Origin of the sequence: Methanomethylovorans sp. (genome assembly GCF_050177135.1) — an archaeon.
In the GTDB taxonomy this organism is placed as follows: domain Archaea; phylum Halobacteriota; class Methanosarcinia; order Methanosarcinales; family Methanosarcinaceae; genus Methanomethylovorans.
The window spans coordinates 1-14,696 of the sequence record NZ_JBFXHJ010000052.1; the positions used below are offsets into that span (position 1 = coordinate 1).

Sequence of the window (14,696 nt, forward strand, 5' to 3'; positions counted from 1 at the left end):
AGGCACAAAAGTAATGCCAAATGCTGCAATTGCATTAAGTACCACATGCGTGTCCTTCAGATATATCCCAGCGAACATCATTATCAACAGGCAGGCCTGCATGACCCTTGTTGCAAGCTCTTGTTTCTTTTGTGAGATCCCAAGCAATTTACGGATAGGTTCAGGTGGTCTGGTCGATGTGTATGCAGGAATATCCTGTTCATCCTTTGAGGGAAATCTAATGCCGCTGGGAGCAGATCTTCCTTTGTATCCAAAATACCACCCAAATATCAAACCAGCGACAATACCCGCAACTGTAGCATACATGAACTCATACATGACCTCAGTGTTGATAGTTTCCTGTGATCTGCCATCAAGGATGAAACTTGTTCCAATATTTATGTCCAATAACCATTGCATAAGGTACCATAGACCGGATATTGCAAGGGTGGTAATGAAAACGAAAAGAATTGCAAACTTGTGGTCCATCTTTACAGAAGTGAACCAGTTGATCTCTGCTGCTGCCAGCAATGCAATAGTTGCCACTGAAACATAATGGGGTATACTAGTGGAGAACAGATGGTAGTCTATTGCATTTCCAACTATCGGCAATGCAACCAGCACTAAAAGATACCATGGAGGCATGATCGACAAATCCTTAAAGAACGATCCTGGAAGAATTATTATACAGATAGCGAATGCACTCAGGATCCCCCACGTATATCTCCCATCCATAAAGCTCACGAAGGTCAGAAGGACGAGGCACAATAGGATCATCCAGGATAAGATCGTATTTCTGTATGTATTCAGAAGAAGTTTGCTAAGCTTATCTCTGTCCATATTGGATCACTTCAATAAGAGAATTGTTTTTCAAGCATGTTCTATTAGATCTTCTCAGATAAGTATTCTAACGGCCAAGTCTAAACTTTATGATGTAGTAGATAAAGATATAAGAATATATATGACTGGCAGATTGAGAATCATCGGACTTTTTCGATCAATTGCATTTTTTCCCTTTTGACAGTTTTAAAGATCAAATTGTTGCACACAAATAGCATATATATTATATTAATTAGTTGTTGTTAATAGTAAACTATATATTCTTTTAGTATTGTACTACTGACAGTATATCATGTCTGTAAAACAAATATTTGAGAACATCGGGGCATTTGTAGAAAAATCGCCCAAAACAATACTTGCGACAGCCATTATCTTGATGTTATTGTCATTCATAGGTGCAGGCCTGATAGAACAGAAAAGTGGAACAGATACCTTTGTTAAAAAAAATTCTGAGATCTACCAGAACTATGACCATCTATACAAACAAAATTTTGGTAGCGAGGTTATAGTTGTACTTGTGGAATCTGATGATGTCAGAGAGTCTGAGATATTGGAGGCTATTAACAACTTTGACATGATAATTGAGCAAGACAAGGATGTAGAGAATGTAATGAGCATGGCATCGCTCATCAAAAGTGCATCCTATTCTGCAACGGGCCGTTCAGAGATACCTGAAGACAACACCATTCTGACACTGATCGACCAATTGCCATCTGCTTACGTCGAGCAGTTCATGCCAGAAACCACACATACGCTCATAATGGTCCAGATGCCTGGAAGTATAAATGAAGATAACAAGAAAAGGGTCCTTGCCCAGGTCGAAAGAACGATCGAGATCGTTGACTTTCCAGCAGGTACCACTGCTGTCGCCACCGGTGAGCCGGCATACATAATAGCAATGTCAGAAGAAATGACCTCAAGTCTTGGAAACATGTTGGTCCTTGCCTTCATTCTGATGATAATAGGACTTAAGATCGTTTTCAGACATGTCAGGTGGTCCTTGCTTCCAATACCAGTCATCCTTGTGGGCCTGATCTATACGTTTGGAGCCATGGGTTTGCTGAGCATTCCCATGACCATGGCATCAATGGCAGTATTTCCAATCCTTATCGGTCTGGGAGCAGATTATGCGATCCAGTTCCAGAATAGGATAGAGGAGGAGCTTGCAAAGGGAGAGTCTGCTGAAGAGGCAGTAATTGATACGATAAAGCACACTGGCCCTGCAGTAGCTACTGCGGTCGTTGCAACTTCTTTAGGTTTTATAGCGCTGTTCATTTCTCCTGTTCCCATGATACAGGACTTTGGGAAGATGAGTCTTGTAGGAGTGATCCTATGCTACCTTGTTTCAATGTTCGTGCTGGCAGCTCTACTATATCGGCTCGATAGAAGATCATTGGAAAAAGAAGCAGAAAAGAATTTTAAAAAGGAACTTAACGGACATCAGACAACCGTAAAGCCAACAACAGAGCATAACTCTCCTCTTGGAAAGTTCCTTGCAAAAGTCTCCCTGCTAACAACAAAACACTATATGATAGTGATAGTACTGGCATCTGTTTTTGCAATTGCAGGACTATATGCAGATGAGCATGTAGGAGTACAGACAGACACAAAGGATTTTGTACCCCAGGACATGCAGGCACTTCAGGACCTTAACAAGCTTAACAGGGTCATGGGTGGTAGCGACCAACTAAATGTAATCATCAGGGCAGACGACATAATGGATCCGGACCTGCTACAATGGATGGTCGATTTCAGTGAACTGGAAGAGGAACGCCACAACCAGATAACAGGCTCTAGCAGCATTGGTTCACTGATATACTCTGGCTATGGCTCAATACCTTCTGATAAGGACACGGTAATTTCTATAACAGACAGTATGTCTTCTGTCGTTACTGACCAGTACATTGAAGGTGGGAACCTTGGTGTCCTTAATCTTAAACTTGAGAAAGACCTGCAAACACAACAGGTATCCAATATAATTGAAGCAGTTGAAAATGATCTGCAATGGTATGCTCCTCCACCGGGGGTCACGGTCACTGTCACGGGCAATAAAGTAGCAGAAACTTCCATTATTGGTGCCCTTACATCAGGGAGGACTGCCATGGGTTACCTGGGAATGGCCATTATCTTTGTGGGTATGCTACTGATCTACAAGGACTGGATGAAATCCCTGGCAACAATACTGCCTATCGTGATGGTCACGGGCTGGCTTGGCGGAGTGATGTACCTGTCAGGTATGGAATACAATCCACTTACAGCCACACTTGGTGCTCTTGCAATAGGGATAGGGGCAGAGTTCACTATCCTTATGCTGGAACGTTATTTTGAAGAACGTGACAAGGGACTGGAGCCACTTGATGCCATGGAAACGGCTGCGCTCAGAATAGGACCAGCGATCCTTGCATCAGGTTTTACTGTGATATTCGGTTTTTCAGCTCTTGTGGCATCATCATTCCCAATGCTGCGTGGTTTTGGGATCGTTACGGTAATAGCTGTAGCTTTTTCGTTATTCAGTACGATCGTTGTCCTGCCACCTATTATGGTTAACCTGGATAGGTGGAGATCAGGACGCAAAGCATCAAAAAAGTATATAGAAGATAATAAGGTGAGTATATGATCTCTCTTAGAAATTTAAAGTTTCTTTCGATCGCAATTCTGTTACTCGGTGGCATGCAGTTTGCATCCGCGGGTATAGATGAGAATGTTGTCTCTGAAATTGCAAGCGATTACTACGATGTGTATGGTTCTCCTCATCTGGTAGCAAACCTCGCTTGTGATGAAGTGTTCGAGAGAGGAGAAGAAGGCATCCTTTATGTGAATATACTGAACAATGGACAGGTCACAGGATTCGAGGCCAACGAAGATGATATAGAAGATGATATCGAGGAGTATGGTGAAACACTCACCCGCACATATATGTCAAGCGAACTTCTGTCAGACCGGGCGATAACAACAGCAGATTCTATGACAGCAACACTTTCACTTGCTGACCCCGATGCTCCCATAAAGATAGAACAGGACACTCTACTATTGGGTTCATTGAATACCGGAAAATCCCTCTCTTCACCCGCCGAATTCCCTATAGAGATCTACGACAATGCAAAAGCGGGCACTTACGATCTGCAGCTTTATGTTGCATACAGGTCCCAGAAGGATTCTGCGGTAACACCTCCTTACGGTGATACTTACTACTGGTATGAGGATATGAACCAGACAATGGTCCTTCAAGTAGTCGTTGAAGAAGAACCGTATTTCAGAATAGAGAATGTTGAATCTGATCTGCGGGCCGGCGATGAAAAAACCATCAATGTAACATATACCAATACAGGAGAGCAGATAGCACGTGAATGTATTGCAAGGATAAGTGTTGTAGATCCTTTCACCACCACGGACGATCAGGCATATCTGGGGGACATGCATCCTGATGAGTCAAGGACCGCAGTATTCGACCTGAATGTGGCAGAAGATGCAACAGTAAAGGATTATTCTATAAGCAGTGAGATAAAATATAAGGATGAACAAGATAAAAGCCAGTATTCGGATAATCTCAAAATACCTGTGTATGTTGGTCCTGCAGAATCCCTTAATGCCTCTGTTGCGGTTGGACTTGTGCTTCTGGTAGGTATCATCGGTACTCCGGTATTTATGATCTCCAGGAAGAAGAAGCAGAATAATTACAAGAGATATCTGGAGAACAAAGGAACAAAGGAAAATGACAAATAAGTGTATCCTATGTGAAGTAGCATTATGAATACCTTGGTCGAATCACTTCAACAACTGGGTCTGACAACCTACGAGGCTAAAGTGCTCATAGCACTTACACGCTATGGTAGTGGAACTGTGGCAGACATCCATGCATTGTCGGGTATCCCGCGCTCCGCTGTGTATGGCGTGCTCACCAAGCTTAAGGAAAAGGGTGTCATAGATACCCAGAACACTAAACCCATGCGTTACAAGGCAATAGCTCCGGACCAGATCATTGACAGGTTGAAGGTGAATTATGAAAAGGCTGTCGAAACATCTCTGGAACAACTTGAAAAGATCTGTAATGCACCTGATATCCCTACAGATGACGATGCAGTATGGAATATCAGCGGTGTGAAGAATGTTACTGATAAGATAGTCCAGATGTTAGACTCTGCCAGGGAAGAGATAGTACTGGCATCTACCTATCCCTCATTAGACAAGGCTATGGATGTTTATCCGATCATGGAAATTATCACGCAGAAACTACAGGAGAAGATAGATGAAGGTTTGAAGGTACGGATCACCATTAACGAAAATCAAGTTGTAAATAAAAAAGTCCAGGGTGCTGAAGTAAGATTCTATTCAGGAGAGGTGAGTGATAATCTGCTGAAGGGTGGAATTCTGGTGATAGATAACAAGGAACTTCTGATCATCACTATAAAGAACGAAAACATTCCCATGAACCTTACTGCAACATGGTACAACGGCAAGGAACAGGTTTCTATTTTCAGGCATTTTATTGAGATGGAGTGGCAAGCATGCAAACCTATAGCCTATAGGATCGATCAATAGTGTTTAATTTTGAAGATGCCTGTTCTTTTGTCCATAGGGGCATACGTAAAGGCACATGCCACACACCTTTATTTTCTCTCCTTCTCCAAGAGAGTTGATATATCTTTCACATTTATGTGCATCATATCTTATCTCACGTGGCTCTTCTTCCTTAAATCCATGTCCAGTAAAGGCTTGAACAGGACAGATATCAACACAGGCATTGCAATTTCCACACTTTGAGTCCATTATAGTATGTGAGGTTTCCAACGGGGCATCTGTCAGAATGGATACCCACCTTACCCTGGGACCATGATCGGGAGTAATGAGCAGGCAGCTTTTTCCTATCCATCCAAACCCCGCCAGACGCGCCCCCAGCTTGTGGGAAAAGGATGCGCATAACCTTTCATCATCTATCCTCTTCGAAGCAGGTAATGGTAGTACTCTGTATCCTTTATCCTGAAGATAACTTGCAACAATAGAAGCTGCAATGTCAAGCCTGTGGTTTGTGATCTCGTAGCAATGATGGTAGTTCAAAGCTACTGAGTGCTGTGACCTGTCAGGCAGCCTGTCAACTATGTCTTTAAAAAGATGGATGCCCAGAGATATAGAATAAGGATAGGATCCCAGTTCACTCCCGCCCTGCTGCATAATGAATTCCTTTGCCCTGGACAGGTCAGCCACACCACAGTAAAATACCCCGTTGGCCTTTGCCAGACTTTGTATCTCTTTATTGAGGTCCATGAGAATAACATCCATTTGTATCTGATATATTTTTTGGAATCAGTACATTTATGAGCCTTCCCGCCGTCCCTCCTATCAATGAAGGATAGTGAAAAGGAAATAATTTCCACTCTTAAGTATGTCTCCCATATGAAGCCTGAGTTCATGCTGTCGGAGATACAGAATTACATTACAAGTGACATGTCCGTTGAACAGATCTATGATGTTATTAAGCCATTTCTGTACGAGCTGGACATTGATGCCTGCCCGGATGGTGCTGATCTAAGGATGAGGATATCTCCTCCTGCAACGGTAATGCAACTTACAGAAGAAGAAGTAAAGAAAACTGAGCTTTTCTTCAGGTCTGCAGTAGTGTCGGCAAAACTGCAGACAGTTATCGAGCAATACATCAGCAAGAAGACCGCAAAGCCGTGGGATGATCCGGTTGTACTGGACAGGATCAGAAAAGCGGTTGTGGGTCAGAAGAATGCATACTGGAAAGAAGGCAGTTCCCGGAAGATCTCTTATGAAAAAGGCTACAATGTGCTGGGATACCTTGCTTATCAGTTCCCTGTGTATTTTGTGCAGTTCCAGCATATGCTATATGAAATGGCTCAGGCCGGTATACTCAAAACACGCATGAAGATCCTTGATGTCGGCACCGGTCCGGGTACAGTGCCTCTGGCTATTGCCGATTTCTACAAAAGGCTGGAAGGTCGCAAAGCCGACATCTACTGTGTGGAGCTGTACGATGAGAATATCGAAGCTTTCAACTCCCTTGTTCCACACTATGCTCCGGATTCCGTAACTCTGCACGAACCTATAAGATCAGATGTGTGTAAAATAAAGCCTGAGAGCCTGCCTGAGAATATCGACCTTATGGTGTTCTCGAATGTGCTCAATGAGATCAAAGATATCACCATCGAACAAAAAGCGGATATAGTGCTGAAACTGGCTCAAAGGCTTGCATCTGATGGCAGTATACTTGTAATAGAGCCCGCGGACAGGACAAACTCGGTGGAGCTGCGCAGGCTGAGCGTTGCGCTCAAAGAGGCTGGTCTTGGTATATACGCCCCATGTTCCTTTATATGGGGTTCAGGTTGCAGCCTTGAAGAGTGCTGGAGCTTCAATCAAAAGCAGGACATCAATCCAACACTCCTGATGCGCAAACTTGCAGAGTGTGATGAACCGTACCGCTATGTCAATACAGACCTTAAGTATTCTTTTTTTATAGTGAGAAAGGACGGCCTTACCAGAGAGTGCTACAGAGTTCCTCCAAAGGCACGGTTCGCACGTTTCTCCAAAATAGGTATGCACAAAGACAAGCGCATCAATGTAGTATGTTCCCTGATGTCAGGTGACCTGGGAGATGAGAAGTACAGCCTTTACAAGGTGTGCGACGGCACATCCAGAAAAGCTGTATATGCAGTATTTCCATGGCATAATGTCACTGAGGACAATAGCCTTATTAAACGGGCTAAGTACGGAGAAATATTGGAGCTTTATAATGTGCTTGTGAACTATAATAAGGAAAAAGACGCTTATAACCTTCTTCTTAGCAAAGGAAGTACAGTTAGCCGTGCTGGTGATGAAAAAAATATTTAATTACATTTATTTCTTATTTTAAACCTCCATAAGCCATATTTACTCAGTGATAACTACGAATTTCTTTGAAGTTTAAGAAGTTCTTTAATATGTGCACGTCCATATTATGCATTGTCAATTCAAAAGGGTGAAATTCATGAACAGATCACAATTCATAATATATGGATCGATCGCTGTGCTTCTTGTCTATATGACAGGAGCGACAGCATTTGCAGGCGATGCGGCAGTTTCCGAGCCTGCGGTGGCGCTCGCAGATAAGGTCATATCTTCCACGGTAGGTGGCGTGATCTACAATGAAGGGATGATCACTGAAATGGAAACGATAAGCATTTATCCCAACTACTATAATACGATGTTGCAGCCCGGAACCAGTGAGAACTTCACCGTTACCGTGACCAACAATGAAGATGCTGCGATCACAGTTGATCCGATGATGGTTATAACGCCATATACTTACAGTTTCATGGATGAGAGCTGGATCACAATAACTCCCGCACAGGAAGTTCTTGAAACAGGAGAAAAGACACAGTTCGAGGTCAAGATAAGTATTCCAGAGGATGTTGAGATAGGGAACTATGCTGCAACGCTGGCCTTTATGGAAAATGTGCCTGAGGGAGATATACTGTACCAGGGATTCCCGGGCACTGTACAGCTGAACGTAGATGTCTGGATACCCCCTCAGGTACAGATCCTTACACCATACATATATGACAGGGTAGAGGCTGGCAAAGTATACAATTATGAGATCGTGCTGAAGAATACCGGCGACTCCGAAATTGCCATAGACCCCAAGCTTGTGGAGAACATGTACTACCCAATGATCGCTGATGTAAGCTCAGTATCGGTGGACGCTGCAGCATCGATGCCATACTATGGCGGATATGGACAGGCCTTTGGAACCGATGCCATCACAATAACAGGTCCTTCAAGCATAAAGCCGGGAGAGACTGCTGTGGTAAAGGTACAGTTAAAGGTGCCATCTGATGCACAGGGAGATTTCTCTGGCAGCATAGACCTGAACATTGATGATCCGGGCATCCGCGAGTATGAAGGAATGGTTTCCCTTAACTTCCACGTGGCGGTACAGCCTGAAAAGCCCTATGAGATCCCCTTCAAGGTAAATGATAATGGAACAGTTACGATCGAGCTTAAGTCATACATATATGATATGTATCCCTCAAGCAGCAGTACAGACCCATCCTTTGAGGTCAAGCTCATAAACCCACAGGGCAAGGAAGTCGAAGCGGTGCAGGAAGCCATGCAGTATGGCGGTATGGTCACAGTGGGGAGCATCTCCTACCCGGTCTTCAAGGCAGCCGGGAACAATCCAGAATATCAGAACAATTCACAGAATTATGTGGAAACTTACACAGTGCAGGCATCTGCAGGTCAGTGGACCCTGTCAGTAATGCCGCATAATACGGAGAGCTTTGAGTATTCCATAAACATCGAACCTTCCAGATGAACCTGAAGTGAAGTTGCCAGCCTGACGGGAACTAGAGGGGAAGCTGGCACTTCCTATCTATTATATTCGTGCTGATCCGGCCATCGTCGATTGAAAAAGGAAGAGAGACTCTTTTATCTATATTGAATCCTACCAGGAAACTTCCAAGGATGTCTTTTTGATCCCTTGCTATCTTTAGCTGCAGATAATCGTGGGTATAGCGTGAAGGTATTCCCATTACGGCATCAGATATGCCACCAAGAGTATCTAATCGCGGGCATGACTGTTCTGTGACAAACATGCAGATAGGGTCATTTATATTGCTATTTCTTACGGATTCTTTGTCATAGAAAATGATATTTCCCATGATAAACGAATCAGCATGTCCACTGAACTCATTAATCGTATTATGGTCTTGTATATCCTCACCTATAATTTTTCCTTTATGGTACAGTTTTATGGTATTTACCGGCCAATCATATTCTTTGTTTACCATCAGGGACAATACCACATCAGAACACAGTGCTTTTCTTATTCCAGCATTGTGTTTCCTGCCGATCATCTTGCAACCGATCTGTTCATCCAGTATTTCAAGTTCTTTAATCTTATCTAAGTCTGCCGTATCAAGAGATATTACTCTGCAGACACCTTTGACAGATCTCAGTTCTTTTTTTACTGATTGGATTATGCTTGTTTGCTGGCTTATTTTTGTCATTGGTGCTATCATGTATTAAAATTACAACTTATATTATTTAAAATACTATTACACCTTAATTTAAAATAGATTATTGTTTGTATTTAAACAAATATAGATCAAATATGCATATATAACAATGTTACAACCCGTTGGGAAGTTTGCCGAAAAATCAGCAATTTATTTTTATTCTATTAATTACATTAAATTAGCTTGTGGACATTCCAGTCCATTTCCAAATCCGGAAGGTCAAGTCAGATGAATAGAAATACTTTGATATATCCCCAGAAGAAGTATGCTCCAAAACCTAAAAGTCTTGGACCCGTATCCAGTCTTGAAGAACATGTGAACCCTGACTGGTGGAAAAAGATATTCAATTCCCTTTATCTGAAGACAGATGCTGATGTAGTAGGTGATTCAGAGATAACCAGGGAAGAGATAGATATGTTCCTCTCCGTTCTGAACCTTTCGCAGGAGAGCAGGATCCTGGACCTATGCTGCGGACAGGGGCGCCACTCCATTGAGGTGGCAAGAAGAGGATTCAAGAACGTAGAAGGACTGGACAGGTCACATTATCTCATTCAAAAAGCAAAGAGCACTGCAAAAAAGGAGGGCTTGAACGTACGGTTCAAGGAAGGGGATGCACGTAAAACACCCTATTTGACCGATAATTTCGATGCTGTGTTCCTGCTGGGTAACAGTTTCGGTTATTTTGAAACGTCCGAAGAGGATCTGAGGGTGCTTAATGAAGTAAAGAGAGTGCTCAAGCCCTGGGGAAAAATCCTGCTGGACGTGACCGACGGTGCATACCTGAAAGAAAATTATCAGCCCAGGTCATGGGAGTGGATAGATAAACATAATTTCGTATGCAGAGAGCGTTCTCTGTCCATTGATGGTCAGAAATTGATCTCCAGAGAGGTCATCGTCAACGATAAACAGGGTGTCGTTGCCGACCAGTTCTATGCCGAAAGGCTGTACACACAGGAATCGCTTCAGGAACTCCTTAAAAAAGCTGGCTTCAGTGATGTTGAGATCGTTAACTCCATTGGGTCCCGCAGTAAGAGGAACCAGGACCTTGGCATGATGGAGAAGCGTATAATAATCACAGCCATACTGCGCAAGGAATGGACAGAGCCAAAAAAGAAGGTCCATGCGACGCAAAAGGATGTAGTGGTAGTATTCGGTGATCCATCCAAGAGAGATTCCCTGAAACCATGCGGTGTTTTCGATGATGACGATCTGTACACCATCGACCAGCTAAAAGGAGCTCTCAAGGAAAGAGAAGATTATTCCTTCAGGTTCCTGGACAACCACGACACCCTGATACAAGACCTGCAACGCCTTAAGGGAAAAGTGGATTTCGTTTTCAACCTTTGCGATGAAGGCTACTCCAACGATCCGCAGAAAGAATTGCATGTACCGGCTTTGCTTGAGATGCTGGGCATACCTTACACAGGTTCAGGGCCACAATGCCTTGCCTTCTGCTACGATAAAGCTCTGGTAAGAGGTATTGCCAAGGATCTCGGTGTGCCTGTGTCCGAAGGTATCGTCATTAAGGCAGAGGATGTTCTGTTCGAGGTCCCTATGCAGTTTCCGGTAATAGTAAAACCCAACTTCGGGGATTCAAGTTTCGGCCTCAATCAGCATAGTGTATGTCACAACCGTGATGATGTCGTGAGAGCGATCTATGATATACGAGAGGGTCTGGGTTATGACAAACCCATCCTTGTAGAAGAGTTCCTCACAGGAAAGGATCTGAGCATAGGCATTATAGGCAATCCTCCAGAGGACTATACAGTCCTGCCTATCATAGAGGAGGATTATTCCGCACTTCCTCCTGAATTGCCTCGAATGTGCGGTTATGAGGCAAAATGGATCCCTGATTCCCCATACTGGAAGATACGTTCCATTGCTGCTGAAATTCCCAGGGAAATGGAAGAGTTCATAGTGGAATGCAGCTTAAAAATGATATCAAGATTGGAATGCAGGGATTATACGCGTCTTGACTGGAGAATGGATGCAGCTGGAAATCCAAAACTGTTGGAGGTAAATCCCAACCCCGGATGGTGCTGGGACGGCCACCTGGCTAAAATGGCAGCATTGTCAGATATGTCCTATTCTGAAATGATCAGCCACATCCTTAAAAGCGCGGACGAGAGGATAACCGGGGCAGAAGTGATCAGATTTTCCGGAAAAGTTCCGGAATTTAAATTTTGAGGTTGACTGGAAGCAGAACATGGAATGAAGTTCCACTTTTACCGTCACTGTTGGCCCATATTTCTCCTCCGTGGGCCTCTATAATATTTTTGCTGATATGCAGACCGATACCCAGTCCGCCGAATGTGCGGGTGGAAGAACTATCCACCTGATAGAATCGTTCGAACACCTCAGCAAGCTTATTCCTGGGTATGCCTATGCCTGTATCGCTTACGATGACATGCACATATCTGTCTTCTTTCCTGATGTTCACTTTTATATCTCCGCCACAATGCGTGAATTTGATAGAGTTTTCAAGCAAGTTGATAAACACTCTTTCAAGTGCGTTCCTGTCACCGTTTATTTGAGGAAGGTCAACGGGAATGTCCTCTTGAACAGTGATCCCTTTTTGCTTCATTTGTAACGAGAGGTCAGTAATGATATTTCTCAGCATATCTGAAAACTGGAATATTGTCATCTCGTAGTGAACGCCGGAACTCCTCAGACGACTCATATGCAAGATAGAATCCACAAGCCTGTTTAGCTTTTTGGCATTTCTTAATACCGCATCTATAGCTTTCTTCTGATCTTCAGTGATCTCACCCAGAAGTCCCGAATTCAAGGCATCGCTGAAACCTATTATAGATATAAGAGGAGTACGCAGTTCATGATTCACATTGGCTATGAACTCATCCTTCATCCTGTCCAGGGACTTGAGCTCCTCATTAGCTTTTTCCAGTTCAGTGGCATATTCCCTTAGTTTTTTCTCTGTTTCCTTGCTTTCTGTTATATCAAGCATGACCCCTATGATACCTGCCAGGTTTCCTTCCGAGTCATTAAATGTTGATTTACTGAAGAGGTAGTAGCGAAGTTTTCCATCGGCACACTGCACTTTTGATTCATAGAACTGGGTACCAGGTTGTTTTATGAGAGCAAGGTCATGTTCTCTGTATATGTTGGCAAGGTGCTGAGGGATACTTTCCTGCAGTTCATGCATGGTCCTGCCCACTATGACTTCCCTGGGGAGACCGATTATTGAACTTGCAAAAATGCTATTGCAACCTGTATACTTTTCCTCGGTGTCTTTGTAAAATACAGGGTGAGGAATGGTATCCAGCATTGTTTCCAGGAAATGAAGGTGTTCCTTGATAGTTTCTTCTCCTCTCTTGCGTTCAGTGATGTCTGATGCGAACGCAAGCAAGTAATCTTCGGAGTTAAAGCAGAAATGATCAAGATTTATTTCTACAGGAAAAAAGCTGTTGTCCTTCCTTTTGAACATGACCTCAAACCTGAGAGCAACTTGTTTTTTTGCATGTTCCACTGCATTCTCAAAAGAACCGTATGGAGGGGCAGATATCATTTGTGAACTTATGTCATGCACACTCATTTGCAGCAGTTCCTCCCTGGAATAGCCAGTAGCTGTACAGGCTGCATCATTGATATCTATGAACCGGCCTTCCGTATTGACCCAGAAAGTAGGGGTACTGGAACGTTCAACGGAAAAACCTGTGAAAGCCAGTTTCTCTTCGGCTTTTTTGCGCTTCAGGGCACCGGAGATGCTCTCACCAACTATCTGAAGCAGTGCAATGGAATCTTCCTGCCACAATAGTTTTTCTTTGGCGTAATCCAGAAGTATACATTCTGAGAGTTTATTCTCGGAAAAGATGGGATAGAAGATGAGTGATGATGTATTGAAGAATCTAATGAGAGCTTTTTCTTTTTCGGCTTCGGGTGGAAGAAGGTCAATATCAGGGATGAAAACTGTCTGATCTTCCAGCAATTTCCCATAAAGCCATGGTATTGTTTCCATAGGTATTTTGTTAAGGAAACTTTTAAAAGGCTCCATACCCGGAGCGCACCATTCATATTTTTTGTTGGCAAATCTGCAATCTTCCGAACTTTCAAATAAACAGCTTCTGTTGGCTCCGGCAAATTCACCTATCAGTTTCAGTGCCTTGTTTATTCCTTCGTCTATCCTGTTGTCCGGAAGGTTGGCAAAATTCGTAGCTATGTTCGCTATGAGCTTTTCAAGGCGTATCCTGCGGAATAGGTTTTCTTGTTCTGTTGTTATATCTCTTAATATTGCCTGACAGGATAGGTTATCGTTATCCTCTGTGTGGAATAGGGATATTTCCTCTACCCAGTGTATGTTCCCGGAGGCATCAAGTATTCTGTATTGCTGTACTGCATCATTATAGCCTTCTGCTATTCTTTGCAGGATGAACGATCTGACCTTTTGCAAGTCTTCGGGATGCAGTATCTGTTCATATCTTATTTTTCCAGAGGCTATATCTTCTTCCGAATATCCCCATTGTTCAAAATTCCCTGATACACAAATCACTGGCCAGTATTCTACACCGCCCCAAAAAACGACTGCAACCTGAGATCCCTCCGACACTTTGCCTCCCCATGTCACATCAGAAATTTATCCCATACACTGTTGTTATTGTGTAACAATATAGCATCAAGTACTATTTCATAATTATGATTCAGTTTATCAGTCCATGATCTTATGATGGGAAAGAGATCTAAACATCATTGACAAGAAGAATGCTTACTGACGAATTGTTATAGGCTCTATCCAAATCCTGATAAAATAGATATTGTTCAGCTAAAAGATCGATCAACACCAATTTTCAGAAACACATTTTAGCACACTATTGACTTGAATGATAAATTAAATATTGAGAGGATCCA

Annotated in this window: 9 protein-coding genes and 1 pseudogene; 6 read left to right on the top strand and 4 right to left on the bottom strand. The window is 43.1% G+C overall.

The genetic code is table 11. The features are described from left to right. Positions 1-819 (bottom strand): annotated as a pseudogene (locus AB7U21_RS05915) (hypothetical protein); the annotation flags it as partial. Positions 820-1,111: 292 nt separating this feature from the next. Between AB7U21_RS05915 and AB7U21_RS05920 the strand changes: the two are divergent. The 3 genes from AB7U21_RS05920 to AB7U21_RS05930 are packed head-to-tail and all read left to right on the top strand — an operon-like array spanning position 1,112 to position 5,358. Continuing rightward, on the top strand, positions 1,112-3,436 hold the full coding sequence (locus AB7U21_RS05920) for a hydrophobe/amphiphile efflux-3 (HAE3) family transporter (RefSeq protein WP_428387676.1): 2,325 nt from the start codon (positions 1,112-1,114) through the stop codon (positions 3,434-3,436). Further along, positions 3,433-4,542, top strand: a complete 1,110-nt coding sequence (locus tag AB7U21_RS05925) for a COG1361 S-layer family protein (protein ID WP_428387678.1) — start codon at positions 3,433-3,435, stop codon at positions 4,540-4,542. Before AB7U21_RS05920 ends, AB7U21_RS05925 begins: the two co-directional genes overlap by 4 nt. A gap of 24 nt (positions 4,543-4,566) precedes the next feature. Next, the gene (locus AB7U21_RS05930) at positions 4,567-5,358 is read left to right on the top strand and encodes a TrmB family transcriptional regulator (RefSeq protein WP_333787783.1); all 792 of its coding nucleotides are present in this window, start codon (positions 4,567-4,569) and stop codon (positions 5,356-5,358) included. 3 nt (positions 5,359-5,361) lie between these two features. On the opposite strand, the gene AB7U21_RS05935 is transcribed toward AB7U21_RS05930, so the two are convergent. Then, positions 5,362-6,081 (bottom strand): 4Fe-4S double cluster binding domain-containing protein, encoded by a 720-nt coding sequence (locus AB7U21_RS05935; protein WP_428387680.1) that lies wholly within the window; start codon positions 6,079-6,081, stop codon positions 5,362-5,364. A 78-nt stretch (positions 6,082-6,159) separates the two neighbouring features. On the opposite strand from AB7U21_RS05935, the gene AB7U21_RS05940 reads away from it, so the two are divergent. Both AB7U21_RS05940 and AB7U21_RS05945 read left to right on the top strand, forming a co-directional pair. Further along, positions 6,160-7,665 carry a small ribosomal subunit Rsm22 family protein gene (locus AB7U21_RS05940; protein ID WP_428387682.1) on the top strand — a complete coding sequence of 502 codons (1,506 nt, stop codon included), beginning with the start codon at positions 6,160-6,162 and terminating at the stop codon, positions 7,663-7,665. 136 nt (positions 7,666-7,801) lie between these two features. Further along, complete coding sequence (locus AB7U21_RS05945; RefSeq protein ID WP_428387684.1) at positions 7,802-9,130, top strand: hypothetical protein; 1,329 nt, start codon at positions 7,802-7,804, stop codon at positions 9,128-9,130. Positions 9,131-9,161: 31 nt separating this feature from the next. Here AB7U21_RS05945 and AB7U21_RS05950 read toward each other — a convergent pair whose 3' ends face one another. Then, positions 9,162-9,836 carry a hypothetical protein gene (locus tag AB7U21_RS05950; protein WP_428387686.1) on the bottom strand — a complete coding sequence of 225 codons (675 nt, stop codon included), beginning with the start codon at positions 9,834-9,836 and terminating at the stop codon, positions 9,162-9,164. A 225-nt stretch (positions 9,837-10,061) separates the two neighbouring features. Here AB7U21_RS05950 and AB7U21_RS05955 point away from each other — a divergent pair, with 225 nt between their 5' ends. Next, positions 10,062-12,020 (top strand): methyltransferase domain-containing protein, encoded by a 1,959-nt coding sequence (locus AB7U21_RS05955; RefSeq protein WP_333787788.1) that lies wholly within the window; start codon positions 10,062-10,064, stop codon positions 12,018-12,020. Here the strand turns inward: AB7U21_RS05955 and AB7U21_RS05960 are convergent. After that, entirely contained in the window at positions 12,010-14,397 is a 2,388-nt protein-coding gene (locus tag AB7U21_RS05960; RefSeq protein WP_428387688.1) for a PAS domain S-box protein, read from the bottom strand. The two genes, AB7U21_RS05955 and AB7U21_RS05960, sit on opposite strands and share 11 nt — an antisense overlap. Positions 14,398-14,696 lie beyond the last annotated feature (299 nt).

Coding starts and splice junctions, on each gene's coding strand:
- AB7U21_RS05920 (WP_428387676.1), top strand. CDS start 1,112: ATGTCTGTAAAACAAATATTTGAGAACATCGGGGCATTTGTAGAAAAA.
- AB7U21_RS05925 (WP_428387678.1), top strand. CDS start 3,433: ATGATCTCTCTTAGAAATTTAAAGTTTCTTTCGATCGCAATTCTGTTA.
- AB7U21_RS05930 (WP_333787783.1), top strand. CDS start 4,567: ATGAATACCTTGGTCGAATCACTTCAACAACTGGGTCTGACAACCTAC.
- AB7U21_RS05935 (WP_428387680.1), bottom strand. CDS start 6,081: ATGGACCTCAATAAAGAGATACAAAGTCTGGCAAAGGCCAACGGGGTA.
- AB7U21_RS05940 (WP_428387682.1), top strand. CDS start 6,160: ATGAAGGATAGTGAAAAGGAAATAATTTCCACTCTTAAGTATGTCTCC.
- AB7U21_RS05945 (WP_428387684.1), top strand. CDS start 7,802: ATGAACAGATCACAATTCATAATATATGGATCGATCGCTGTGCTTCTT.
- AB7U21_RS05950 (WP_428387686.1), bottom strand. CDS start 9,836: ATGATAGCACCAATGACAAAAATAAGCCAGCAAACAAGCATAATCCAA.
- AB7U21_RS05955 (WP_333787788.1), top strand. CDS start 10,062: ATGAATAGAAATACTTTGATATATCCCCAGAAGAAGTATGCTCCAAAA.